Genomic DNA, 25,701 nt, shown 5'->3' on the forward strand with positions numbered 1-25,701 from the left:
CCATGAGCAAGCAGCAGGGCAAGCGCGCTCCCGTACCGATCGACGCCTACACCGGTCACGTGTCCCCCGGCTCGGCGGCGCAGCGCCGCGAGCTGCCCGGCGCGACCGTTTACAAGATGTCGGTCGGCCCGATGGACAACAATGCCTACCTGGTCCGTTGTTCCGGCACCGGGCAGGCCCTGCTGATCGACGCCGCAAACGAGGGTCCGCGGCTGCGTCGGCTGATCGCCCAGGAGACACCGGGACTCGCCCGAATTCTGACCACGCACCGGCATGCCGACCACTGGCAGGCGCTGGCCGAGGTGACCGCCGCGACCGGCGTGCCGACCACCGCACATCGGCTCGATGCCGCCGAGCTGCCGGTGTCGCCCGACGTCGAACTCACCGACGGCGACCAGCTCCAGGTCGGTGATCGCACCCTGGAGGTGATCCATCTGGTCGGACACACCCCGGGTTCGATCGCCCTCGCGCTCACCGACGACGCCGGTGGCGTCCACCTGTTCACCGGCGACAGTCTGTTTCCCGGCGGGGTCGGGCGCACCACCTCGTCCGCCGACTTCACCCGGCTGCTCGACGACGTGAGTACCAAACTGTTCGACCGCTACCCCGACCACGCTGTGGTGTACCCCGGGCACGGCGACGACACGACCCTCGGCGCCGAGCGGCCGCACCTGGCCGAATGGCGAGCCCGTGGCTGGTGATCCGATCGAGGTACGCGACCGTAGCCGACAACCGCGTGACCACCCACCGCGTGACCGTCATCCGCGGGCCCGATACCTGATCCGGTCCGCGGCCGCGCTGGCCGAGGTAACCCTCGTCGTCCTGAGCGTGCTCGTGGTCGTCGCCCCGGACGATTCCGATTCACTGCGGATCCTGCTCTGCTGGGACGGGCTCGCCCTGATCTATCTGGTCGGCTGCGGCCTGCACGTCAGCAGCGTCGCCCGGCACGGCGGCGAGCCGGTCACCGCGGAGTCGGCCGGCTGGTTCGGCGTCCTGCGGGCGGTCCGGTCGGTCGCTCCGGGAGCGTCCAGCATGGTCGGCCTGGTCGCCGCGCTCAACGTGCTGCTGGCCCACGACCTGCCGCCGGAGCGGTCCGATCTGGTCCACGCCACCGGGGTCACCGCGATCGTGCTGGCCTGGATGATGCTGCACATCAGCATGGCGCAGCGGTATGTGAGCGATTACCTGCGCCTCGGTGGCGGCCTCGAGTTCCAGAAAACGACGGAACCGACGATCGTCGAATTCGCGTACTTCTCCTTCACCATCGGTGCGTCGTTCGCCACCTCCGACGTCGAGGTCACCGACCGGCAGATGCGCTGGACCGTACTGGTGCACAGCGTGCTGGGCTTCTTCTACAACGCGGTCGTGCTCGCGGTGGCGTTCCAAGTGATCACCGGCAGCTGACCCGGTACACCACGGCGGCCCGTGGCGGAACCGAGGCGGTCAGGCCACCGGTCGTCGCGACCGTCGTCTTCGCCCAGACGTCGAACGCGGTGTAGCTCGTCGCCGGCGGCAATGCGCCCGCCGGCGCCACCTCGGCCACCGACGTCACGATCCGCGCCGGCGTATCCGAGCGGTTCAGCAGCGCCACCGCTACCGACCCGTCCGCGAGCGGTCGCGCCCAGACCTCGGTGTTCCCGTCGTCCCGCACCCGCTGCGCTGCTCGGCCGAGCCGGTCCTGGTCGATGGCGATCACATCCGGATCGGTGAGCACGCCACGCACCGACGCCGGCATCGCGGCGACGTCGTTTCCGGCGATCAACGGTGCGGATAGCATCGCCCACATCACCAGATGCGCCCGGTTTTCGTCCAGGCTGAATGTGCCCCGCACGCCGACCTCGAGCATGTCCGGGTCGTTCCACCGTCCCGGGCCGGCCGCCCGCCACAACGGCGCCTGCTGATCGAGGATGTCGGTGACCCCGAGCGCCCCGCCGGCCGGACAAGCCGCCGGACAACCGGTATGCCAGGCATCGGTGATATCGGAGGTAGTACGCCACAGATCGGCCACCCGACCCCAGTCGTAGCCGATGCCGGTGACCGCGTGTGCGCTGTTCGGATTGACCGAGAAGACGATCGACCGGCCCGTGGCCCGCAGCGCCCGCCCCATCCGAGCGAACGTCCGGGCCTGATCGGCGACCGAGCCGGCAGCGGAGCACCAGTCGTACTTCAGATAGTCCACCCCCCAGTCCGCGAAGGTCCGCGCATCCTGTGCTTCGTGGCCGAGCGCCCCGGTCGCGCCCGGAATCGCCCCCGCAAGCTGGGCACAGGTCCGCTCGCGCGGTGACTGGTAGATACCGAACTTCTCCCCGAGGGCATGGATCTGCGCGCCCAGCCAGGCCATCCCGTGCGGAAAACGCCCCGGATCGGCGGTGAGACTTCCGTCCGCAGCCCGGGCCGGCGCCTGCCAGCAATCGTCGACGATCACGTAGCGGTAGCCGGCGTCCCGCATCCCGGAATCGGCAAGGGCGTGTGCTGCGCGGAGGATCGTCGACTCGTCGATCGCGCACCCGAAGCTGTTCCAGCTGTTCCAGCCCATCGGCGGAACCGGCGCAGCGCTCACCCGAGGCCCGAACTCGGGTGCCGAATCCTGCTGATCCCCCACCAGTAACGCCAGCACCAGGAGCAGAACCGCGAACATGCCCACCCGGGATCGCGTTGCTGGCATACCCCGATCTTGGCACTGCGCCGCGAACCGACACCGCCGTGGCCTGGCGCCCCGCGGCTGCTACTGGCCCCGGCCGAGGCTGATTCCTACCCTGGTATGTCGTGGGTCATCAGTTCGTTCTCGTCGGCGCCGCCTTGGGAATCATCATCGTGGCGGCCGTGTTCGCCCGCCGAACCGGCATAGCTGCGCCACTGCTGCTAGTCGGACTCGGTATCGCCGCCAGCTACGTTCCGACGCTGCCGGAAATCGAGATCGACCCGGAAATCATCCTGGTCTGCGTGCTGCCGCCGCTGCTGTACTCGTCGGCGGTGAAGCTACCGGTGCTCGATCTGCGCCGGAATATCGTCATGATCGGCTGGCTGTCGGTGGTCATGGTGATCGTCACCGCGCTGGCGATAGGCGCCGCCGTACACCTGGTGTTTCCCCAGATCCCGTTTGCACTCGGCGTCGCGCTCGGCGCGGTGGTCAGTCCGACCGACGCCGTCGCAGCGACCTCGATCGGCCGACGGCTCGGTCTGCCGCCACGGATCATGACGATCCTGGAGGGGGAAAGCCTGGTCAACGATGCGTCGTCGCTGGTTCTGCTGCGGACCGCGGTAGCGGCCGTGGCGATCACCGGCTCGTTCGACCTCGGATCGGCGGTGCTGGACTTCGGCTGGGCGGTGATCGGTGCGATCATCATCGGCGGATTGGTGGCCGTGATCACGGTACGAGTGCGACAGCACCTCGACGACCCGGTGCTGAACACCACCTTGTCCTTCGCCGTGCCGTTTCTGGCCTACTTTCCGGCCGAAGCCGGCAACACCTCCGGTGTCCTCGCGGTCGTCGTCGCCGGCATCGTCACCGGGACGTTGGGCGCGCGCCGATTCAGTGCTCGCGACCGGCAGACCCAGACCATCACCTGGTCGAGTATCAACTTCATCTTGGAGAACGGGGTCTTCCTGGCGATGGGGTTCCAGCTGCCGACCCTGTTCGCTGCAGCGCGCGCTCAGACCTCCGCCGGCGAGCTCACGGCGATGGTCGCGCTGGTCGTCGGGCTCCTGATCGTGTTGCGCTTCATCGGTCTGACCGGGCCGGCAGTGGTGCTGAACCTGGTCACTTCGAGCGATCACGGCGACCAGGTGCGGTACCAGCTCGCCCGACTGGGCGACCGACTGGACCGGGCGTCACCGGAGAGCAGCCGGGACGAAAACCGGCTGGACTGGGCCCGCCGACACCTCGCCCGAACCTCGGCCGACGTCGCTTTCCGCGAACGTGAGCCACTGACCCGACGCAGCCTGCTGGTACTGGGCTGGGCCGGGATGCGCGGCGTGGTCACGGTGGCAGCGGCGCAAACGATCCCGATCGGACCCGCTTACCGGGACACCGTCGTGCTGGTGGCTTACCTGGTCGCGATCATCACCCTCGTGGCGTTCGGCCTGACCCTGCCGGCGTTGATCCGAAGGATGCACTTCAGCGAGCCGTCGCCGGACGAACGGCGTTCCGAGTTCCTCGACTTGCTGAAGCGGGTCGGGGAGAGCGCGATCGACCAGATCGGCCCCATCGACGAGCAAAAAGTGGACGGGGAACCGATCGATCCGGATGTCGTCGAGTCCCTGCGGCAGCGGTTCATCCCGATGCTGCTCCGGGGCGACCAACGCGCGGTCGCACGGTCGAAACCCGGTTTGCGCGAGCAGTCGTTGATCGTGCAGCGCCGATACCTCGACGCCATGCGGGAGAATTTGCTGGCCGAACGATCGATCGGCGCGGACCGGTCGGCGACGTACAAACAGGTCGAGGACATGCTCGATCGGGAGGAACGAGGACTCGCTGCGATAGCCGAGTAGCAAAGACGGGCCGGAAACGTGTCGGTGGGTCGTGATGCAATAGATATATGACCGCAGTCAGCGCTTTCACTCCCGGAAACGGGTTTGGTGCCGGTTCTGCGCGGATGGTGTTGGCGGGGTTGCGGGCGGCGCGAGCCGAGGCGGAGCGGGTCGCGGTGCAGCAGGCCGAGTTGACGGTCGAATGGTGCCGTTGGCACGCCCCGACCGGTGACACCGACGCTGACCGGTTCGGGGTCGGGTGGGTCACCCCGGGCGGACCCGGCTCGCCGGAGGTCGACGAATCCGCGGTTGCCGAGCTCGCTACCGCGTTGCGGTATTCCACCGACTCGGGAATGTCGTACGTCGGGCAGGTCTTGGAGGTTTGTTACCGGTTGCCCCGACTCTGGGAACGCGTCAAGGCCGGGCAGACACCATGGTGGCGGACCCGGCGGATCGCCGACACCACCCTCGGACTCCCGCCGGAAGCGGCCGCGTTCGTCGACGAACGGCTCGCCGCCTACGCGGGGACGGTGTCATGGGCGCAGCTGGACCGGTTGATCGACGAAGCCCGCATCCTCGCCGACCCCGAGGCCGCGGAGCAGGAGCTGAATGCCGATACCCGGAAGGTGGAGATCGACACCCGCACCGTGAGTCTGACCGGCACGGTCCGGATCGAAGGCGAACTCGACCTGCTCGACGCCGTCGACCTGAACCACGCGTTGTCCGATATCGCCGAGGATCTCGCCGCCTGTGGCAGCACCGATTCGCTGGATGCGCGGCGCTCGACCGCGTTGGGTGAACTCGCCCGCCGGCAACCCGGATTGCCGTTCGACGCAGCAGAACCCACACCGCCCGCGTTGCACCGCCGCACGCCGCGCGACATCCAGCTGCATGTACATATCAGCGCCGACCAGCTCACCGGGACCGGCGGCCCCCTGGGCCGGGTCAACGCGTCGTCACCGACACCAGTCAATATCGACGCGATCCGCGCCTGGTGTGGCAACCCGGCCGCGAACGTGACCGTCCGCCCGGTGCTGGACCTGGCCGAACACCTCCAGACCGACGCATATCAGATCCCGGACCGGCTCCGCGAACACGTCGTGCAGACCAGCAGCACGTGTGTGTTCCCGTACTGCAACCGCCCCGCCCGCAGCTGCGACCTCGACCACACCCACCCGCATGACCAGGGCGGGCCCACCAGCAGCGACAACCTCGCCCCACTCTGCCGAAAACACCACCAGCTCAAAGGAAACCGCGGCTGGCACTACCGACGCCTAACCCCCGGTGCTTATCTCTGGGCCACCCCGGCCGGCGGAACCTACCTGCGTGACGGCACCGGCACCACCGACCTCACCCCACCCGACACACCCCCACCCCGACCACCGGATTCACCGATGCCCCATCGACCGGGTCGGCCGCCGCCCGCACCGGACGACGAACCGCCACCCTTCTGAACAACCCCGACACCGGCACCCCGCCCCACCCGCGGGGCCACCGGCATGCCCGCCGACTACGGCTGCAGCAGCGCCTTGATCGACCGCCGTTCGTCCATTGCCTGATAGGCCTGCGATACCTCAGCCAGCGGCAAGGTCAGGTCGAACACCCGTCCCGGGTCGATCCGACCGGTCAACACCCGGTCGATCAGGTCGGGGAGGAACCTCCGGACCGGCGCCGGGCCGCCCTGCACTCCGACATGGGTACGGAACAGGTCGTCACCCGAGATTTCCACCCCATGCGGCACTCCGACGATGCCGACCATCGCGCCGGGCCGGCCGGAGTGGAGCGCCTGCCGCATCGATTCACCGGTCCCGACGCACTCGAGTACCGCGCCCGCACCGATGCCGCCGGTCAGCTCGCGGACCACCGCCACCCCGTCGTCCCCGCGCTCTTCGACGATGTCGGTCGCGCCGAATTCGCGGGCAAGCTGTTGCCGCGCCGGGTTGCGGCTCATCACCACGATCCGTTCGGCACCGAGCTCCTTCGCTGCGATCACCCCGCACAGGCCGACGGCACCGTCGCCGACGACGAGTGCAGTCACCCCGGGCTCGACCCCGCCTGCCACCGCCGCATACCAGCCGGTGCCCAGCACATCGGACGCGGCGAGCAGACTCGGCAATCGTTCGGCGTCCGGGGCGTCGGCGAGCGCAACCAGCGTCCCGTCGGCCTGCGGGATCCGCGCGAACTCGGCCTGGCAGCCGTAGACCGACCGCACGTTGACGCAGGCCGATTGATAGCCGGCCACGCAGTTCGGGCAGGTGTTGTCCGACGCGAAGAACGACCCGATCACATACTGACCGGGGCGGATTCCCCGAACGTCGGAGCCGACTTCTTCCACGACGCCGACGTACTCATGACCCATCGCCATCGGCCGCTTCAGCTCGTTGGCGCCGCGGTAGGGCCACAGATCCGAGCCGCAGACGCACGCCACGACCGTGCGAATGATCGCATCGGTCGGCTCCTTCAGCGTCGGGTCGGCAACGATCTCCGAGCGAACGTCACCAGGCGCATAGAGGACAGTTCCACGCACGGCGCACTCCTTCATGTCGAGGTCTGCTTCACCTCTACCACGCGGATGCCGAACGGGAACTACACTTCACGGGCCCGTTTGCCGAACCTGCGAGGAGAGTTGTTGCCCGAGAGCACGGAACTCGAACTCGAGCAGAGCTATGTCGCGATCCTGTACGCGCAGCTCGATGCCATGCGTGCGTACGCGCGTACCCGGCTCCGCGAGGTGCTGCTGGAGACCGGCGGCACTCCGCAGGCTCGGTCCGAACGAGAATCGTTCAACCAGATGTACACCGAGGACCTCACCCGCTACGACGCGGCCGAACACGGGCTCTGTTTCGGCCGACTCGACCTCGACGCCGATACGGCGGAACACGCCGAGCGCCGCTACATCGGCCGGCTCGGCATCCTGGACGAGAAGAACGACTACGAGCCGCTCCTGCTGGACTGGCGGGCGCCGCTGGCTCGGCCGTTCTATCTGGCCACCACCGCCGCGCCGGACGGGGTCACCCGACGCCGGCACATCCGCAGCCGCAATCGGCAGGTCACCGCGATCACCGACGAATACCTCGATCTCGCGGCGGCCGAAGCGGCCGGCGTCGAACGTCCGGACGGCGGGGTCGGCGCGGAAGGGGCACTGCTCGCGGCGCTGAATGCAGCGCGCACCGAGCACATGAACGACATCATCGAGACGATTCAGCAGGAGCAGGACACGATCATCCGGTCCGAGCATCGCGGCGTGTTGGTGGTGCAAGGGGGACCGGGCACCGGCAAAACCGCGGTCGCGCTGCATCGAGCGGCCTACCTGCTGTACACCTACCGGCGCCAGCTCGCGAAGAGCGGCGTGCTGATCATCGGACCGAACGCCACCTTCCTCGACTACATCGGTCAGGTGCTGCCCTCGCTCGGCGAGACCGGCGTGCTGCTGTCGACCATCGGCGACCTGTATCCGGGCGTACGGGCCACCCGGACCGACGGACCGCGAGCTGCCGAGTTGAAAGGCGCACTGAGCATCCTGGAGGTGCTCAAACGTGCCGTCCGAGACCGGCAGGAGCTGCCCGACGCCCCGATCCAGCTGGACTTCGAGGGGCACCGACTCACCCTGGACCGCAAGGCGGTAAGCCGGGCCCGCGGCCGGGCGCGGTCGTCTCGGCGACCGCACAATCAGGCTCGACCGATCTTCACCACGGCCGTGCTGGACGAACTGGCGGGCCAGCTGGCAGGCGCGATCGGCACCGACCCGATGGGCGGGGGGAACCTGCTCAGCGCTGCCGATCTGACCGAGATCCGGGACGAGCTACGCGGCGACACCGGCATCGCCCGGGCGATCGGCTCGCTGTGGCCGGAACTGCGTCCGGAACACGTGCTGGCGGACTTGCTGAGCTCGCCGGACCGGCTGGCGGTCGCGGCAGCCGAGTTGTCCGCCGACGACCGGGCAGCGTTGCTGCGCGTGGATCGGGACGGGTTCAGCGCAGCCGACGCCCCGCTGCTCGACGAACTCGCCGAACTGCTCGGCGTGGACGACACTGCCGACCGGGAACGGGCGAAACGGCGCTGGCGACAGCAGATCGCCGATGCGCAGGACGCGCTCGACATCCTGACCGGGTCCGCCCCGCAAGACCTGGAGGACGACCTCGACCCCGAGCTGCTGATGGCCTACGACCTGGTCGACGCCGAGACCCTGGCGCTGCGGCAACAGGCCGCGATACAGCAGACCACCGCCGAGCGCGCAGCCGGAGACCGGACGTGGACCTACGGCCATGTGATCGTGGACGAGGCACAGGAACTGTCGGCGATGGCCTGGCGCATGGTGATGCGGCGCATCCCGAACCGATGGATGACGGTCGTCGGCGATGTCGCCCAGACCGGCGATCCGGCCGGCACCGGATCGTGGCAGCAGGTGTTGGAACCGTATGTCGCACAACGCTGGCGGCGAACCGAGCTGACGGTGAACTATCGAACGCCGGCCGAGATCATGACGATTGCAGCGCAGGTGCTCGCCACGATCGATCCGGACGCGCAGGTCCCCCGGTCGGTGCGGGAATCGGGCGTTCCGCCGTGGTCGGTGCAGGTCGAGCCGGGCGAACTCGCCGCCACGGCTGCTGTGCTGCTGGCAGCGGCACCCCACCCGGGGACCGTCGCGGTAATCGGCACGCCGGCGATCTGCGCCGAGCTGTCGCACCTGGCCGATCAGCGAACCCGGGTGCTCACCGTGCACGAGGCGAAGGGGCTGGAGTTCGACGACGTGCTGATCGTCGAACCGCAGCTACTGCTGGATGCCGGGCCGCACGGGCGCAACGACCTCTACGTGGCACTGACTCGAGCGACCCAACGGCTCAGCGTGCTGCACAGTGCAGAACTGCCGGAGGTGCTGGCCGGGCTGACCCCGCAGCCGGCCGGGGCGCTGCTGCGCCGACCGGCCGCCGCGGGTCGACCCGAGTAGATCAGATCGTGCACACGATCAAACGGTGTGCACGATCAGTACGTCGGAGCGCGACTTGCGGGCCACGTCGGACGGCACCGAGCCGAGCAGCCGCCCGGTGATCGAGTTCAGGCCGCGATTTCCGACGACCAACAGGTCCGCGGAAACGTCGCCGACCAGGGTGAGCAGCGCATCCACCGGGGCGCCGACGACCGACCGGGTCTCGATCTTCGTCGCACCGACCGCCGTCGCCTTCTCCTTTGCCGTGCGCAGGATCTCGTCGGTCGGCGCCGAGCCGTGCACCTGATAGGCGTCGTTCTTGAGCGCGTCGCTCGCCGCGCCGAGATCACGGTCGTCGGTCGGGTAGTACGCGCAGGCAACGACCAGCGTCGCGCCGGTCGCGCCGGCCACCGCACCGGCCTTCTCCACGGCCTTGTACGACGATTCAGAACCATCTGTCCCGACAACGATGGTCTGGTAGGCGGTCATCCGTAACCTCCGTCAATGAGTTTCGTTCCCAGCACCCTAGAACGGAAATGCCGAGCTCGGCGTCGGTTTGTGGCGAACACCTCGCGTAAGCAGCGTGACCGAATGCATCGTCGATATGCGGTGGGCGCATAGATTGGACGCCATGCGCCAGCGTGGACGACGACCAGTAGTCGGCAGTCGCGCGATCCGCGCTGTCCTGATCGGCGGTCTGCTGATCATCGTGGCAGGGTTCGCCGTACCGGCCGTGCGCGGCGGGGCGACGCAGGTACGGACCGAGGCCACCACGATCCCGGTACCGGACGCGCCCGATTCCTCGGCAACCCTGACCCTCGACACGAATCTGTATCTGCCGCAACGCACTCCAGCCCCGGCGGTGCTACTCGCCCACGGCTTCGGCGGGAACAAGGACTCGGTGGAGGGCCAGGCCCGGCAGTTGGCCGCGGACGGATTCGTCGTACTGGCCTACAGCGCCCGCGGATTCGGCGCGAGCACCGGCCAGATCTGGCTGAACGACCCGGATCGGGAAGTGGCCGACGCGCGCGCCCTGGTGTCCTGGCTGGCCGCGCGGCCCGAGGTCGCGCAGGACGGACCGGGTGACCCGCACGTCGGGGTCGCCGGCGGCTCCTACGGTGGCGCACTCGCGCTCGGCCTGGGCGCGACCGATCCGCGGGTGGACGCAGTGGCCGCCGGGATCACCTGGAACGACCTCGGTACGGCGTTGTTCCCGAACTACGCCGTACCGGTGACCGGCGCGGCGCCGGCGATCACGACGCCCGCCGGCGTGGTCGAGGGAAGCGACGGGGTGTTGAAGCGGCAGTGGGCGGCGACGTTCTTCGCAGCCGGCAACCAGCTGCCCCCGGCCGGCGCGGAAGGTACCGCGACCCCCGGCTGCGGCCGGTTCGCGCCACCGATTTGCCAGGCGTACATCGCATCGGCCGTGTCCGGTCGACCGACTCCCGAGCTGCTGGCGCTGCTCCGGTCGCACTCGCCGGTGGCGAATGCCGGCGCAATCACCGCACCGACATTGCTGATTCAAGGCGAGCGCGACAGCCTGTTCGGGCTGGACCAAGCCGACGCCACGGCCCGGGCTATCGCCGGGGCCGGCGGAAACGTGCAAGTGCGCTGGTTCAACGGCGGACACGACGGGGACAGCAACCGCGCCGACGGGGCGATCCGCAGCTTCTTGGACCGCACCTTGCGCGGCGAACCGCCCGACTCGCCCGGTTTCGACTTCGCGTTGCCGGGCGCGGTGAACGAGCAGGGCGAGGTGCCGAGCCGGCGGATGACCGCACCCAGCTACCCGGGTCTCACCCCGAACTCACCCGACACCCCACATACCGTCGTGGAACTGAGTGACGGCGCCCGCGATCAGCCGATCGCCCGCCCGCCGGGCGCCGCACCCGCGTCGATCTCCGGCCTGCCCGGCTTGGGCGCCCTGGCGGCCACACCCGCCGCCGGCGCCCTCCTCACCCGCGATCCTCCGGGGCAGGCGGCAACGTTCCGCAGCGCGCCGCTGCCGCGGGCCGTCACCGTGACCGGGTCGGCAACTGTGGACCTGCGGGTCACCTCGACCGCCGGACCGGGCGAGACCGTGCTGTTCGCGAAGCTGTACGACGTGTCGTCGAGCGGCCGCCGGACCCTGCCCGGCACCTCCGTGTCCGCACTGCGGCTACCGGACGGGGCCGGGCCCGGCGCCCCGGTGGACGTGCGGGTGTCGCTACCGGCGATCGGCTACCAGTTCGCCGAAGGCCACCGGATCGAGCTGGTCGTGGCCAGCACCGACCAGGCATACGCGGTGCCGGCAGCGCCGGCGCAGTTCGTGGTGTCGTTGCCCGACGACCGAATGCGGATGCCGTCGGTCCCGGCAACCGCGACGAGCCGGACGATTCCGGTGGCGCCGCTGATCGGGATCGGTGCCCTGGCTCTCGGCACGGCCGGACTCGCCGGGATCGCCCGGTTCCGGCGCACCCGCCGCCGGCCCGACGTCGATCCGGCGCTGACCGAGGTGCCGCTCGTCGTCGACAACTTGGGCAAGACCTACCGCAACGGCTTCCGGGCCGTGCGCTCGGTGAGCTTCCGGGTCGAACCAGGTCAGGTACTGGGCCTGTTGGGGCCCAACGGCGCCGGCAAGACCACCACCTTGCGGATGGTGCTCGGATTGATCAACCCGACGCGGGGCACGGCCCGGGTTTTCGGCCGGCGGATCACCCCGGGTGCATCGGTACTGACCCGAGTCGGCGCGTTCATCGAAGGACCGGGCCTGTTGCCGCAGCTGTCCGGAGCAGACAACCTCCGGTTGTTCTGGCAGGCGACCGGGCGCCCGGCCGACCAAGCGGCGCTGGACGAGGTGGTCCGGATCGCCGATCTCGGGCCGGCGCTGGACCGCAAGGTCGGCTCGTACAGCCAGGGCATGCGTCAGCGGTTGGCGATCGCGCAGGCGATGCTGGGCCTGCCGGACCTGCTGATCCTGGACGAACCGACCAACGGGCTGGACCCGCCGCAGATTCGCCGGATGCGCGAGGTGCTGCGCGCCTACGCCCAAGACGGCCGGACCGTCCTGGTATCCAGTCATCTGTTGGCCGAAGTGGAGCAGACCTGTACCGATGTGGTGGTGATGAACCGAGGCGCCGTGATCAGCGCGGGCCCGGTGCACGAGCTGGTCGCGGCGGGCGGGCCGACCGAGTTCCGGGTCGACGATCGCACCCGGGCGGCCGCAGCGCTGGCCGGGATCGACGGACTGGGCTCGGTCGCCGACGCCGCAGACGGTTCACTTCGGATCGACCTGCGCGCGGTGCCGTCGGCAGACGTGGTCCGCACCTTGGTCGAGGCCGGCGTGGCGGTGCGATCCGCGGCACCGACCAGCCGGTTGGAGGACGTGTTCCTGGCCATGATCGAGAACCGGAGCGCCGACGATGACGACCGCTGAACCGATGACCGCGACGCCGGCCGACACCCTTCCGCTGCGGACCGAATTGGAGCGGCAGCTGCGGCGGCGGCGAACCCAGGTGACGTTCGGGGCGCTGGCGCTGCTGCCCGGCATCCTGGCGGCGGCGTTCGCGATCGGCGGGTCCGACGCCGGCGGTGCCGGGCTGATCGAGCTGGCCACCCACAGCGGGCTGAACTTCACGGCGTTCTGCCTGCTGATGTCGGTCGGGTTTCTGTTGATCGTCGTGGTAGCACTGTTCTTCGGCGACGCGATCGCCAGCGAGGCGTCGTGGTCGAGCCTGCGGTACCTGCTGGCGATCCCGGTGCCGCGGGGCCGGCTGCTGCGGCAGAAGGCGATCGTGTCGGCCGGGTTGTCGACCGGCGCGATCCTGCTGTTGGGTGCCGTCGCGCTTGCCTTGGGCACGTTGCTCTACGGCGCGGACCCCCTGGTCAACCCGTACGGGGATGCGCTGGCCTATCCGACCGGGGTGGTGCGGCTGCTGCTCGGACTCGGCATCGTCGTGGTCGGGCTGAGCTGGGTCGCCGGATTGGCATTGCTGCTGTCGGTGCTCACCGATGCGCCACTCGGCGCGGTCGGCGGCACCGTGATGATCGCGATCGTGGTGGAAATCCTGGATCAGGTGACCGCGCTCGGTTCGTTGCGGGACCTGCTGCCGGGCCACTTCTCGTTCGCCTGGACTCGGGTCCTGGCGCCCGTGATCGACTGGCCGGACATCGTCACGGGCGCCTTCTCCTCGCTCGCTTACGCCTGCGTGTTCGGGTTGACCGCATGGACCTTGTTCGCCCGCAAGGACATCACAAGCTGAACAGCGGCCCGGTGATGGTCAGCCCCAGTTCCGGTGTGTGCGCGAAGAAGGCGAACAACGCCAGCGCCGCACCGGTCAGCGAGATGTTCTTGTTGAACGACACCATCTCGGCCTGCTTGGCCTGAGCGTCGGTTTCGGTCCAGAACTTGTGCATCAGAAACGTGGTGGGCAACAGAAAGGCGATCAGCAACAGCGAGCCGAGGTCCGCCCAGATTCCGAGAAGCACGCTGAGACCGCCGGCCAGGAGCAGTAGCCCGGACGCAGGGACGGCGAGCTTCGCCAGCGGCACACCCCTGGCCTCGGCGAAGGGCACCATCTGCTGCGATTGGGTCAGATGGCCGACCCCCGAGCCGAGGAACAGCACGACGAACAATATTCGACCGATCAAAACGATAACGTCCATGAGACTTCTCAACTGATTCCGGCGGCGTCCATTCCCCGAAGTTCCTTCTTCAGATCGGCAATTTCGTCCCGCAGCCGACCGGCCAGCTCGAACTGCAGGTCCCGGGCCGCATTCATCATCTGATCGGTGAGCTGCTTGATCAGGTCGGCCAGGTCCGCGCGCGGCATTGCAGCGACGTCACGATTGCCCAGCACCCCGGCACTCCCCGCCCGACCCGGTTCCCCCTGCGCCCTTCGGCCCCGGCTGGCGTTGCGGCCGGAGCCGCCGACCTCGACGTCCTGCTCGGCCTCCTGATAGACCTGGTCGAGGATATCGGCGATCTTCTTCCGCAACGGCTGCGGATCGACGCCCATCTCGGTGTTGTAGGCGATCTGCTTCTCCCGACGCCGCTCGGTCTCGTCGATCGCGATCCGCATCGAGTCGGTGATCTTGTCGGCGTACATGTGCACCTCGCCGGACACGTTGCGCGCCGCCCGGCCGATCGTCTGGATCAGGCTGGTCCCGCTGCGGAGGAAGCCCTCCTTGTCCGCATCCAGGATCGCGACGAGAGATACTTCGGGTAGGTCGAGTCCCTCGCGGAGCAGGTTGATCCCGATCAGCACGTCGTACTCGCCGAGCCGCAGCTGCCGCAACAACTCGACCCGGCGCAACGTATCGATCTCCGAATGCAGGTACCGCACCCGCACCCCGAGCCCGAGTAGGTAGTCGGTGAGATCCTCGGCCATCTTCTTGGTCAGCGTGGTGACCAAGACCCGCTCGTCCCGCTCGGCGCGCTCCCGGATGGACGCCACCAGATCGTCGATCTGGCCCTTGGTCGGCTTCACCACGATCTGCGGATCGATCAGACCGGTCGGCCGGATCACCTGCTCGACGTACTCACCGCCGGTCCGGCCGAGTTCGTAGTTCCCCGGCGTCGCCGACAGGTACACCGTCTGGCCGATCCGGTCGGCGAACTCCTCCCAGGTCAACGGTCGATTGTCCACCGCGGACGGCAGCCGGAAACCGTACTCGACGAGGTTCCGCTTGCGCGACATATCCCCTTCGTACATGCCGCCGATCTGCGGGACGGTGACGTGCGACTCGTCGATGACCAGCAGAAAGTCCTCCGGGAAGTAGTCCAACAGCGTTGCCGGCGCCGACCCGGCCGGTCGGCCGTCGATGTGCCGCGAATAGTTCTCGATGCCCGAGCAGAACCCGACCTGGCGGATCATCTCCAGGTCGTACTGGGTGCGCATCCGAAGGCGCTGCGCCTCCAGCAACTTGCTCTGCCGTTCCAACTCGGCCAGCCGATGCTCGAGCTCGGATTCGATATCGCGCACCGCGCGTTCCATCCGCTCGGGACCGGCCACATAGTGGGTCGCGGGGAAGATCCGCAGCGAATCGACCTTGCGCACCACGTCGCCGGTCAGCGGATGCAAGTAGTACAGCTCTTCGATCTCGTCGCCGAAGAACTCGATCCGCACCGCGAGCTCCTCGTAGGACGGGATGATCTCGACGGTGTCGCCACGGACTCGGAACGAGCCGCGGGTGAACGCCATGTCGTTGCGGGTGTACTGGACGTCGACCAGCAGCCGCAGCAGGGCATCTCGATCCACCTCCGTGCCGACCTCGAGCTGGATCGACCGGTCCAGGTAGGACTGTGGGGTGCCCAGGCCGTAGATGCAGGACACCGAGGCCACGACCACGACATCGCGGCGGGACAACAGCGACGACGTCGCCGAATGCCGCAGCCGCTCGACATCGTCGTTGATCGAGGAATCCTTCTCGATATAGGTGTCGGTCTGCGCGATGTACGCCTCGGGCTGGTAGTAGTCGTAGTAGGAGACGAAGTACTCCACCGCGTTGTTCGGCAGCATCTCGCGCAGCTCGTTGGCCAGCTGCGCGGCCAGCGTCTTGTTCGGGGCCATCACCAGGGTGGGTCGCTGCACCCGCTCGATCAGCCAGGCGGTGGTCGCCGACTTTCCAGTACCGGTGGCGCCGAGCAGCACCACATCGCGCTCCCCCGCTCGCAGCCGCCGCTCCAACTGATCGATAGCCTCCGGCTGATCACCGGCCGGCTCGTGCTCGCTGATCACCTCGAACCGGGCTTCGGTGCGCTCGACCGCGCCGACCGGGCGAAACTCGGAATGCGCAGTAGGTATCCCGTCCGGCGAGTGAGTGCTCGACGCACGATCGTCCGGCGGGATCTCGGTCGCGAATGCCATGCGGTCCAGAGTAGGAGCCGGCACCGACAGGTTCGACCGGGTGATCCGACACGGACCCGCGACGCTGGACGAGGCCGGAACGCCCGGGGATTCTGTCCCCATGACGGAGGCCTCGCACATCCACCCACCCAAGGTGGAGTACTTCGACACCACCGCGATGACGAACACCGACCCCAAAGGTTTCGTCCGCGCGGTGGACCGGTATGCGACGTATCCGTGGGGGCTGTACCTGGCCCGCCCCTCCGACCACCAGAAATTCCACTACATCGAGTCCTGGATCATCCCGACGCTCGGCATCCGGATCACCACGTTCCACCCCAACCCCGGGTACCTGCCCAACCAGGACCACTACATCGACATCGGCGAGTACACCGAGATCGAACCGGGCATCTGGCGGTCGATCGATCACTACCTCGACGTGATCGTCTGGACCGGGCGCAGCACCGAGCTGCTCGACGCCGACGAACTCCTCGCCGCCCACTCGGCCGGCCTGCTGGACACCGACCGGGCGACCGGGGCAATGTTGCGCGCCGCCGACGTGATCGACGGGGTCGCCGCACACAACTACGACGTCGCGGCCTGGCTGGCCGGTCGGGAGATGCCGATCAGCTGGCGTTGACCGACACGCGCAGCTCGACGGTCGCCGGTCGGCCGGGATCGGCCGAACCGTGTCGCCGGCCGGTACCGTCGGCCGGCGGGAAGCCGGCGGCGGTCAAGGGTTCGGTCAGTGATCGGACGGCGTCGTCATCGGCCACGGTGACCACCAGCTCCAGCAGATCCGGCGCGGCAACCCTTTGTGCGGTCGGTCCCACGTGCTCGATCCGCTGTGCCGACGCACCACAGGCCAAGCGGAGTCGACCGATCAATCGCTGTGCCTGTGCAGGCCATTCCGGGTTCGCCGACACCGGCTCCGCCGAGCTGGGTGCGGCGGTCGCCGTCCGTACGTTCCGTTCGTACGGAACCAGCCGTTCGGCCCACAAGGCGGTGATCACCGGCGACAACGACCCCGGCGGTCCACTGTTGTCCAGCCACACGTCCGCGACCGCGCGCCGCTGCTCGTCGGTCGCTTGAGTGGCGATCCGCGACCGCGCGTCCGCCTCGTCCACGCCACGATGGGTTACCAGCCGGTGCACACGGGTCGACTCGTCCGCCCCGACCACGATCACCAGGTGGAACAACGGCGCCAGCTGATTCTCCACCAGGAGTGGAATGTCCTGCACGACGATCGCATCCGGCGCGGCCGCGGCGAGCAGCTCCGCGGTGCGCTCACCGACGCGCGGGTGGGTGATCGCGTTCAACGTGGCCCGGGATTCGTCGTCCCGGAACGCCCGCCCGGCCAGCGCCGCCCGGTCCAGGCTGCCGTCGCCGGCGAGAATCTCCGGACCGAACGCCTCGACCAGCGCGGCCAGCCCGGGCGTCCCGGGAGCCACTACTTCGCGGGCGATCCGGTCCGAATCCACGATCGTCGCGCCCAGGTCGGCCAGCGCCGTCGACGCCGTCGACTTGCCGGCACCCATGCCGCCGGTGAGCCCCACTCTCAACATGCCGAGCAATCCCGCATCATGGTAGGTAATCCGGCAACACGCGCGTGGCGCTCCGCCTCAAATGCCACATCCGACACACTCCGTCCGTTAAATTCTGCGATGGCGATCCTGACCATCGTCACAACCAGAGGAAACAATCATGAGAACCGTCAACAACCAGATCGGACGGCACCGACTGGGCAGGGCCGGGAGCGTGCACTGCGCGGAAATCCCGGCCGTCGCGGCGGCGCTCGCCGAACACCGCCGCAATTGGTTCACCGCTTTGCTCAACCCGGCCAAGCACAGCTTCGCCGCAATACGCAAGAGTGCGGTGGTAACAGCTGCGCCGCGCTGGGTGCCGGCAACAGCGAGTTGAATCATCGTCGAACGAACGGCCCGGTCCTCGGCGGACTGGGCCGCTCGCCGTTCTAGACCAGACCACTCGGCGCACGCCGAGCACCCGGCTCCTGCCGGGGCATCGCGTTCGGCGGGACCGGGTACGGGGCGCCCTGCTCCACACTCCCGAGCGCCACATTCGGTCCGCACTGGGCGGCAGCGGCACCCACCCCCGGACCCGGGTCGGTGATCGACGGCCGCGCCGGATTCCCGCCGACCGCGAAATCGAACGCCGAGGTCAGGTCCCCGGTGACGCTGCGCCGCCACGGCGTCAGGTTCGGCACCGGCACGCCGAAGCGGGTCTCCAGGAGACGCAGCTGCGAGGTGTGGTCGAAGGTCTGCGAAGCGACCAGACCGCCGCGGCTGTACGGCGAGATCACCAACGCCGGCACCCGGTAGCCCAGCCCGATCGGGCCGGCGATCCCCTTCGACGACGACACCCGGCCCAGATCGACGGTCAGGAACTCACCGGGCGTGCCCGGCGGTGGGGTCGGCGGCGTCACGTGATCGAAAAAGCCGCCGTTCTCGTCGTAGCTGACGATCAGCGCCGTCTTCTCCCACACGGCGGGGTTGGCGGTCAGGATATCCAACAGGGCGACGATGCCCACCGCACCGAGCGCCGGCGGCAGCGCCGGGTGTTCGCAGTGCACGATCGACGGGATCACCCACGACACGTGCGGCAAGGTCCCGTTCAGCACGTCGGCGCGGAAGTCGTCGGGATAGCTGGGGGCGATCCCGCGCCGGTTCAGCTCCGAGTTCGGATCGGCCGCCTGGGTGAAGCAACCGATCATGCCGTCCAGGACCACCGTCGACAACGGACCGACGTCCCGGTTGTTGTACACCTTCCAGCTCACCCCGGCTTCGGAGAGATTCTCCGGCATGGTTCGCCAGCTGTACACGTTCTTCGGAATGAACGTCGGGGTCTCGACCAGCGGTCCGCCGGCCCGACCGGCCGGATCGATCGTGCCGCTGATCCAGTACAACCGGTTCGGGTCGGTGGGGCCGAGCACCGAACAGTGGTAGTGGTCGCACACGGTGAACGCCTCGGCCAGCTCCCAGTGCACCGGGATGTCCGCTCGGGTGTGGTACCCCATCGCTGCCGGCGCGTTCGCCGGACCGACCGATGCGATCGACATCGGCATCCAGCCGTCGTTGCGGCCGCCGTTCCAGGCCTGGTGCATCCCCCACCAACTGTGGTCGGGGTCGTTGACACAGGCGCCGTTCAACGACGGACCGCGGGTGGTGTCCAGCCGGAACGGGTTGACATACCCCGGCTCCGGAGCGGAGCCCGCGGAGCGACCGGGAAGCGCGGTCGGGCCCACCCCGGGCGTCCAGCCGTACTGCTGCCACGCCGGCGTCGGGTCGTCGAACCCGCACACTCCGGACATGGTGCCGAAGTAGTGGTCGAACGACCGGTTCTCCTGCATGAGAAAAACGAAGTGGTCGATGTCGCCGAGCCCGCCGGTGCCGTTCGGATCGGCGGCATAGGCCCGCTGCACGATCGGGTCGGCCCACGCCGACAGCGTGGCCAGGCCACCCACCACCCCGGCTCGGGCCAGAAAGTCCCGACGATTCATCGCAGCAAAGGGACCGTCCGCTCGCACAGCTGCTCACCGTACGCGGGCCTCGGCCGCGCGGCCTGCGCGGGCGGCACATCGCCGCGTTCGGCCGGCGGAAATGCCGACAGGTCCCGATCCAGCTACGGACCGGGACCTGTCGGTGAACTGATCAGGCGTTGCCGGAAAGCTTCTCCCGCAAAGCGGCGAGCTGGGCATCACTGGCCAGCGAACCGCCCGAGGCCGACGACGTGCCGGCGCCGGCAGTTGCGCTACCGCTCTCCGACGAGTAGTTCGACGAACCGTTGCCGTTGCCCGCTGCAGCAGCTTCGGCCGCGGCGTCGGCAGCCATCTTGTCCATCTGGGTGGTGTGCATCTTGTGCCGCCGCTCCGCCTCGGCGTACCGCGACTCCCACTCCTCCCGCTGCTTGTCGTACCCCTCGAGCCATTCGTTGGTCTCCGGGTCGAAGCCCTCCGGGAAGATGTAGTTGCCCTGGTCGTCGTAGCTGTCGGCCATGCCGTACTTCGACGGGTCGAACTCGGCGTGATAATCCTCGTTGGCCTGCTTGAGGCTCAGCGAGATCCGGCGCCGTTCCAGATCGATGTCGATCACCTTGACCATTGCGTCGTCGCCGACCGCAACCACCTGGTCGGGCACCTCGACATGCCGCTCGGCCAGCTCGGAGATGTGCACCAGACCCTCGATGCCCTCCTCGACCCGAACGAACGCACCGAACGGCACCAGCTTGGTGACCTTGCCCGGCACGATCTGGCCGATGGCATGGGTGCGAGCGAACTGCCGCCACGGATCTTCCTGGGTCGCCTTCAGCGACAGCGAGACCCGCTCCCGGTCCAGGTCGACGTCGAGCACCTCGACGGTGACCTCGTTGCCCACCTCGACCACCTCGGACGGGTGATCGATGTGCTTCCAGGACAGCTCGGACACGTGCACCAGGCCGTCCACGCCACCGAGGTCGACGAACGCGCCGAAGTTGACGATCGAGGAGACCACACCCTTGCGGACCTGGCCCTTCTGCAGTTGATGCAGGAACTCGCTGCGCACCTCGGACTGGGTCTGCTCCAGCCAGGCCCGGCGGGACAGCACCACGTTGTTGCGGTTCTTGTCCAGCTCGATGATCTTGGCTTCGATCTCCTTGCCGACATACGGCTGCAGATCGCGCACCCGGCGCATCTCCACCAGCGACGCCGGCAGGAAGCCGCGCAGGCCGATATCGAGGATCAGGCCACCCTTGACCACCTCGATGACGGTGCCCTTGACCGCCTCGTCCTTCTCTTTGAGCTCCTCGATCGTGCCCCACGCGCGCTCGTACTGCGCCCGTTTCTTGGACAGGATCAACCGGCCTTCTTTGTCCTCCTTGGTGAGGACCAGCGCCTCCACCTCGTCGCCCACGGACACGACCTCGTTCGGATCGACGTCGTGTTTGATCGACAGCTCGCGCGACGGGATAACGCCTTCGGTCTTGTAACCGATGTCGAGCAAGACCTCGTCGCGGTCGACCTTGACGATGGTTCCTTCGACGATGTCGCCGTCGTTGAAGTACTTGATCGTCTTGTCGATGGCGGCGAGGAAGTCCTCGGCGGAGCCGATGTCGTTGACGGCTACCTGCGGCGAGGTGATGGTGGTAGAGGGCATGTGGCGGTTTGCTCCGGACGGATAGGTGTCGGTTGTCGGGTTGTGGACAGGCAGGATGACTCGTCAGCGCCGGTGATCATCGCCGGTGGTTCCGCCCGCCTGATACAGCTGCACGGGCACCTCTGACCTGCACCGAATCGACGCAGCACACAAGACACTCGCAGGATCAGCCTACGCGACCGGCGGCGAGCACACCAAACGACCCGCCGCACCGCTATTCGCCTACTCTAACCGGATGTCCGACGATCGGCAGGGACAAGCGACGGCACCGGATCCCGACCTGCGGCACGCTGATCCCGATGTGCGGCACGCTGATCCCGATGTGCGGCACGCCGCGGCAAACCTGCAGCTCGGCACCGCCGCCGTTGCGCGCAGCCCGGTCGATTCGCCGGCCAGTGAGCGCGCCAGTCGCCGCTGGTGGGACGCGGATGCGACGGACTACCACCACACCCACGGCGAGTTCCTCGGCGTCGACACCGCCGACGGCGAGTTCATCTGGTGTCCGGAAGGACTGCACGAAGGTGACGTGCACCTGCTCGGCGACGTAACCGGGCGCCGGGTGCTCGAGGTCGGGTGCGGTTCGGCGCCCTGCGCCCGCTGGCTGCGCAACGCCGGCGCCTGGGTGGTCGGCCTCGACCTGTCGGCCGCCATGCTGCGCCACGGCGTCGCGGCGATGGGCACCGACCGGCTCGCGCTGGTCCAGGCCGGCGCCGAGGCGCTACCGTTCGCCGACCGCACATTCGACCTGGCGTGCTCCGCGTTCGGCGCGGTGCCGTTCGTCGCCGACTCGGCTCGGGTGATGACCGAGGTCGCCCGAATCCTCCGGCCGGGCGGTCGCTGGGTGTTCGCGGTAAATCATCCGGTGCGGTGGATCTTCCCGGACGACCCCGGCCCGGCCGGACTCACCGCCGCCATCCCCTACTTCGACCGCACCCCGTACGTGGAAACCGACGCGGCCGGCACCCCCACCTATGTCGAACACCACCGCACGCTCGGCGACCGGGTCCGCGAGATCGTCGGTGCCGGTCTGGTCCTGGACGACATCGTCGAGCCGGACTGGCCGGAATGGCTGGACCGGGAATGGGGTCAGTGGAGCCCGCTGCGCGGCGCGATCTTTCCCGGCACGGCCATCTTCGTCACCCACAAGCCGTGACCGCACGCAGCGTTGCGTCGGTCTTCAGCAACATCTCCGCGAGTTCGTCGTCCGGCACCGAATCCAGCACGATCGCGCCGCCCGAGCCGACGGTCAGTTCCCCGCCACACCGGACGGCGGACCGGATGACGATGCTCAGATCGGCCGCCCCGGTGGTGCCGAAGAAGCCGAGCGCGCCGGAGTAGATCCCGCGGGCCTCGGTCTCCAGCTCGTCGATGATCGCCATCGTCCGCAACTTCGGCGCGCCGGTCATCGAGCCGCCGGGGAAGCAGGCACGAACGCACTCGATCGCCGACACCCCGGCGCGGAGCCGGCCGCGCACGGTGGACACCAGCTGGTGCACGGTCGCGTACGACTCGACCGCCATGAACCGGGGGACGGTGACGCTGCCGATCTCGCACACCCGGCCGAGATCGTTGCGCAGCAGATCCACGATCATCAGATTTTCCGCGCGGGTCTTGGCATCGGCGACGAGTCGGTCCGCCAGCAGCCGGTCCAGCACCGGGTCGGTACTGCGCGATGCCGTTCCCTTGATCGGTTTGCTCTCGACGATCCGGTCCGGTCCGATCGTCAGAAACCGTTCCGGTGAGGCACTGAACACGGTGACGTCACCGACGCGGAACAGCGCTGCGTACGGCGCCGGGTTGGTTCGGCGCAACCGCCGATAGAACGCGAGGTCGTTACCGACGAACGGAAGGTGTAGCTGATTGGTCAGGCAGATCTCGTAGCTCTCCCCCGCGACCAGCCGGCGTTGCGCCGCCCGGATGTCGTCGAGGTAGTCGAGCGGGTGGCGCGCGAGATAGCGAGTCGGATCGATCGGCTCGACCGTACGCTCGGTCACCGGCACACTCGACGGCTGGGGTCGCAGCTCCGGCAATCGGCTCGCGGTGCGCTCGAGCCAGGCCCGGGCCGCCGCGGCGGTCGGCCGGTCACCCCGGTGCAGCGCGACGAGGTAGGTCAGGTCCTGCTCGTGATCGACGGCGATCAGCCGGTCGGCGAAGATCCAGGCCGCGTCGGGGGTCCGGGCGACATGCCGAACGCTCGCCCCGAGGTCGGCTTTCAGCTCGTAGCCGAAATAACCGACGTAGCCGCCGGCAAAGTCGAACGGCAGCCCCGGATCGGCGATACGGCGGTCCGCGAGCCGACGTTCGAGCACCTCGAAGATGCCGCCCGGCTCGGTGTGTCCGCCGGCCCCGTCCCGCACCTGCACGACGCCGTCGGCGATCCGGTAGGTGAGCACCTCGCTCAACGGGCCCGCGGCGTCGCCGAGAAAGGAGAATCGAGCACCGCCCGGCTCGACCCGGCTGCTGTCGAGCCAGAACGCGTGCTCGGCGGCGGCGAACAACGCACCGAACGTGGCCTCGGTGTCGACGGCGCCCGGGACGACCAGGTCGGCGAGCTGCCACCGAGTCGCCGGCAGCACCGGCCGGCGGATCGACGGCACCGGGTCGACGGCGCGGGGCGGGCGGTGCGCGGCGGCCAGCCGGAAGAAGTTCGCCACGATCGCGGCGCCGTGCTCGGACGCGATCGACTCCGGGTGGAACTGGACCCCCCAGCGGGGCAGGCGCCGATGCCGCAGCCCCATGATCACGGCGTCCTCCGCGAACGCGGTGGCCTCGATGTCGCTCGGCAAGGGCTCGGCAACGCACCACGAGTGGTATCGAACAGCCCGAAAGTCCTGCGGCAGCCCGGCGAACAGGTCGGTGCCGGTGTGTCGTACCACCGTCCGGTGACCGTGCCGGGGACGCGGGGCGGCGGCAACCCGCCCGCCGGCCAGATACGCGATCGCCTGGTGCCCGAGGCACACCCCGAGCACCGGTAGCTCGGGGTGACGACCCAGGACCGACGGCAGGTGACCGAGATCGTCGGCGCGCTGCGGGCGCCCGGGCCCGGGGGAGATCACGACGGCGTCGAAACCGGCGAGGAACTGCGGCGACGTCAGGTCGGCGGCATCGTTGGCGACGACCAGCGGTTGCCGACCGGTCGTACTGGCGATCAGCTGGAAGAGGTTGAACGTGTACGAGTCGTAGTTGTCGATGAGCAGGCAGGTCACCCGGATCCCTTCTCTTGCCGAAGCATGCCGACCGGCCCGACCGAGACCCCCGGTCAGTCCGCCGACCGGCGGCCGGCCTGCCGCAACGCCTCGCGCAGCGCGAACTCGATCTGCGCGTTCACGCTCCGGAGGTCGTCGGCAGCCCACTTGGCCATCGCGTCGTACACCGCCGGATCCAGCCGCAGCAGCAGCTTCTTCCGCTCAGCCATAGAGCGAGCCGGTGTTCACCACCGGCTGGATCGCCCGGTCGCCACACAACACGACCAGCAGGTTCGACACCATCGCCGCGCGGCGCTCCTCGTCCAGCTCGACCACGCCCTGCTCGGCGAGCCGGCTCAGCGCCAGCCCGACCATCCCGACCGCGCCCTCGACGATCTGCTGCCGGGCAGCGACCACCTGCGCAGCCTGCTGGCGGACCAACATCGCCTGGGCGATCTCGGGCGCGTAGGCCAAGTGGGTGATCCGCGCCTCCTGCACCTGCACCCCGGCCAGCGCCGTCCGCTCGCGCAGCTCATCGGTCAGCTCGGCGGCAACCTCGGTGCCGTCGCGCAGACTGGTGGTGTCCGGCGCGTGCGAATCGTACGGATGGGTGGTGGCGAGATGACGAACGGCGGCTTCGGACTGGATGGCCACATACTCCTCGTAGTCGTCCACCGCGAAGGCTGCCTTGGCCGGCTCCACGACCTTGTAGACGACGACGGCGGCGATCTCCACCGGGTTGCCGTCGGCATCGTTCACCTTCAGCTTCGCGGTCTCGAAGTTGCGCACCCGCAGGCTGATCCGGCGTTTGGTGGTCAGCGGAACGGTCCAGCTGAACCCGGTGTGCTCCACCGTGCCGATGTACCGGCCGAAGAACTGGATCACGCGGGACTCGTTGGGGCTGATCACCGTGAACCCGGTGGTCAGCAGCAGGGCCAGCAGCCCGGACAACACCGCCCCGGCAACACCGGCGACCCGGACCGGTGCGCCCGGATCGGGTGCCGCTGCCAGGGCCGATACCACCGCCGCGCCGAGCAGGACCAATACGCCCGCCGCCAGCAAGAACCCGTCGAGTCGAAACGCCCGCCGCTCCATCACGCCTCCAGCTATCTAATTGATATCATCAAGATAGCTTGGATGCG

General features: G+C 68.7%; 20 protein-coding genes and 1 pseudogene. 10 read left to right on the forward strand and 11 right to left on the reverse strand.

Going from position 1 to position 25,701, the window contains the following annotated elements; all coding sequences use genetic code 11:
• Positions 1-2: 2 nt before the first annotated feature.
• Positions 3-701, forward strand: a complete 699-nt coding sequence (locus KV203_RS11280) for an MBL fold metallo-hydrolase (protein WP_066470923.1) — start codon at positions 3-5, stop codon at positions 699-701.
• Positions 691-1,404, forward strand: coding sequence for a DUF1345 domain-containing protein (locus KV203_RS11285; protein ID WP_066470682.1), 714 nt, complete (start codon positions 691-693; stop codon positions 1,402-1,404). The genes KV203_RS11280 and KV203_RS11285 overlap by 11 nt, the downstream gene beginning before the upstream one ends.
• On the opposite strand, the gene KV203_RS11290 is transcribed toward KV203_RS11285, so the two are convergent.
• Positions 1,391-2,665, reverse strand: a complete 1,275-nt coding sequence (locus KV203_RS11290; RefSeq protein ID WP_217995985.1) for a glycoside hydrolase family 27 protein — start codon at positions 2,663-2,665, stop codon at positions 1,391-1,393. The genes KV203_RS11285 and KV203_RS11290 overlap by 14 nt on opposite strands.
• 101 nt (positions 2,666-2,766) lie before the next feature.
• Here KV203_RS11290 and KV203_RS11295 point away from each other — a divergent pair, with 101 nt between their 5' ends.
• Both KV203_RS11295 and KV203_RS11300 read left to right on the forward strand, forming a co-directional pair.
• A complete protein-coding gene (locus KV203_RS11295) occupies positions 2,767-4,491 on the forward strand; it encodes a cation:proton antiporter (protein ID WP_066470686.1) in 1,725 nt (574 codons plus the stop codon).
• A 47-nt stretch (positions 4,492-4,538) separates the two neighbouring features.
• The gene (locus KV203_RS11300; protein WP_083530067.1) at positions 4,539-5,924 is read left to right on the forward strand and encodes an HNH endonuclease signature motif containing protein; all 1,386 of its coding nucleotides are present in this window, start codon (positions 4,539-4,541) and stop codon (positions 5,922-5,924) included.
• A 56-nt stretch (positions 5,925-5,980) separates the two neighbouring features.
• On the opposite strand, the gene KV203_RS11305 is transcribed toward KV203_RS11300, so the two are convergent.
• Positions 5,981-6,997 (reverse strand): zinc-dependent alcohol dehydrogenase family protein, encoded by a 1,017-nt coding sequence (locus KV203_RS11305; RefSeq protein ID WP_066470925.1) that lies wholly within the window; start codon positions 6,995-6,997, stop codon positions 5,981-5,983.
• 102 nt (positions 6,998-7,099) lie between these two features.
• Between KV203_RS11305 and KV203_RS11310 the strand changes: the two genes are divergently transcribed.
• Complete coding sequence (locus KV203_RS11310) at positions 7,100-9,418, forward strand: HelD family protein (protein ID WP_066470928.1); 2,319 nt, start codon at positions 7,100-7,102, stop codon at positions 9,416-9,418.
• Between the two features lie 18 nt (positions 9,419-9,436).
• On the opposite strand, the gene KV203_RS11315 is transcribed toward KV203_RS11310, so the two are convergent.
• Positions 9,437-9,886, reverse strand: coding sequence for a universal stress protein (locus KV203_RS11315; RefSeq protein ID WP_066470691.1), 450 nt, complete (start codon positions 9,884-9,886; stop codon positions 9,437-9,439).
• A 142-nt stretch (positions 9,887-10,028) separates the two neighbouring features.
• On the opposite strand from KV203_RS11315, the gene KV203_RS11320 reads away from it, so the two are divergent.
• On the forward strand, positions 10,029-12,812 hold the full coding sequence (locus KV203_RS11320; RefSeq protein ID WP_066470694.1) for an alpha/beta fold hydrolase: 2,784 nt from the start codon (positions 10,029-10,031) through the stop codon (positions 12,810-12,812).
• Positions 12,799-13,638: an ABC transporter permease gene (locus KV203_RS11325; protein ID WP_066470695.1), complete on the forward strand. Its 840-nt coding sequence runs from the start codon at positions 12,799-12,801 to the stop codon at positions 13,636-13,638. The genes KV203_RS11320 and KV203_RS11325 overlap by 14 nt, the downstream gene beginning before the upstream one ends.
• Here the strand turns inward: KV203_RS11325 and KV203_RS11330 are convergent.
• Together KV203_RS11330 and uvrB are read right to left on the reverse strand one after the other, a co-directional pair.
• Entirely contained in the window at positions 13,628-14,041 is a 414-nt protein-coding gene (locus tag KV203_RS11330) for a DoxX family protein (RefSeq protein ID WP_066470696.1), read from the reverse strand. The genes KV203_RS11325 and KV203_RS11330 overlap by 11 nt on opposite strands.
• An 8-nt stretch (positions 14,042-14,049) precedes the next feature.
• Positions 14,050-16,245, reverse strand: a complete 2,196-nt coding sequence (gene uvrB, locus KV203_RS11335) for an excinuclease ABC subunit UvrB (protein ID WP_246600124.1) — start codon at positions 16,243-16,245, stop codon at positions 14,050-14,052.
• A gap of 100 nt (positions 16,246-16,345) precedes the next feature.
• Here uvrB and KV203_RS11340 point away from each other — a divergent pair, with 100 nt between their 5' ends.
• The gene (locus KV203_RS11340) at positions 16,346-16,864 is read left to right on the forward strand and encodes a ribonuclease FAU-1 family protein (RefSeq protein WP_066470700.1); all 519 of its coding nucleotides are present in this window, start codon (positions 16,346-16,348) and stop codon (positions 16,862-16,864) included.
• Positions 16,865-16,868: 4 nt separating this feature from the next.
• Here KV203_RS11340 and coaE read toward each other — a convergent pair.
• Positions 16,869-17,789, reverse strand: a pseudogene (gene coaE / locus KV203_RS11345) (dephospho-CoA kinase); the annotation flags it as partial.
• Between the two features lie 139 nt (positions 17,790-17,928).
• Here coaE and KV203_RS11350 point away from each other — a divergent pair.
• Entirely contained in the window at positions 17,929-18,144 is a 216-nt protein-coding gene (locus tag KV203_RS11350) for a hypothetical protein (RefSeq protein ID WP_083530070.1), read from the forward strand.
• Positions 18,145-18,196: 52 nt separating this feature from the next.
• On the opposite strand, the gene KV203_RS11355 is transcribed toward KV203_RS11350, so the two are convergent.
• Positions 18,197-19,741, reverse strand: coding sequence for a phospholipase C (locus KV203_RS11355; protein WP_066470704.1), 1,545 nt, complete (start codon positions 19,739-19,741; stop codon positions 18,197-18,199).
• A 151-nt stretch (positions 19,742-19,892) separates the two neighbouring features.
• A complete protein-coding gene (gene rpsA / locus KV203_RS11360; protein WP_066470713.1) occupies positions 19,893-21,374 on the reverse strand; it encodes a 30S ribosomal protein S1 in 1,482 nt (493 codons plus the stop codon).
• 235 nt (positions 21,375-21,609) lie between these two features.
• Between rpsA and KV203_RS11365 the strand changes: the two genes are divergently transcribed.
• The gene (locus KV203_RS11365) at positions 21,610-22,527 is read left to right on the forward strand and encodes a class I SAM-dependent methyltransferase (RefSeq protein WP_083530071.1); all 918 of its coding nucleotides are present in this window, start codon (positions 21,610-21,612) and stop codon (positions 22,525-22,527) included.
• Here the strand turns inward: KV203_RS11365 and KV203_RS11370 are convergent.
• From KV203_RS11370 to KV203_RS11380, 3 genes are read right to left on the reverse strand one after another with little or no spacing between them, the layout of a single operon-like run.
• Positions 22,511-24,580 (reverse strand): chorismate-binding protein, encoded by a 2,070-nt coding sequence (locus tag KV203_RS11370; RefSeq protein ID WP_066470720.1) that lies wholly within the window; start codon positions 24,578-24,580, stop codon positions 22,511-22,513. The two genes, KV203_RS11365 and KV203_RS11370, sit on opposite strands and share 17 nt — an antisense overlap.
• Positions 24,581-24,633: 53 nt before the next feature.
• Positions 24,634-24,789: a type II toxin-antitoxin system antitoxin gene (locus tag KV203_RS11375; RefSeq protein ID WP_169797503.1), complete on the reverse strand. Its 156-nt coding sequence runs from the start codon at positions 24,787-24,789 to the stop codon at positions 24,634-24,636.
• Positions 24,782-25,654 (reverse strand): SPFH domain-containing protein, encoded by an 873-nt coding sequence (locus KV203_RS11380; RefSeq protein ID WP_066470722.1) that lies wholly within the window; start codon positions 25,652-25,654, stop codon positions 24,782-24,784. Before KV203_RS11380 ends, KV203_RS11375 begins: the two co-directional genes overlap by 8 nt.
• Positions 25,655-25,701 lie beyond the last annotated feature (47 nt).

Origin of the sequence: Skermania piniformis (assembly GCF_019285775.1) — a bacterium.
Taxonomy (GTDB): Bacteria; Actinomycetota; Actinomycetes; order Mycobacteriales; family Mycobacteriaceae; genus Skermania; species Skermania pinensis.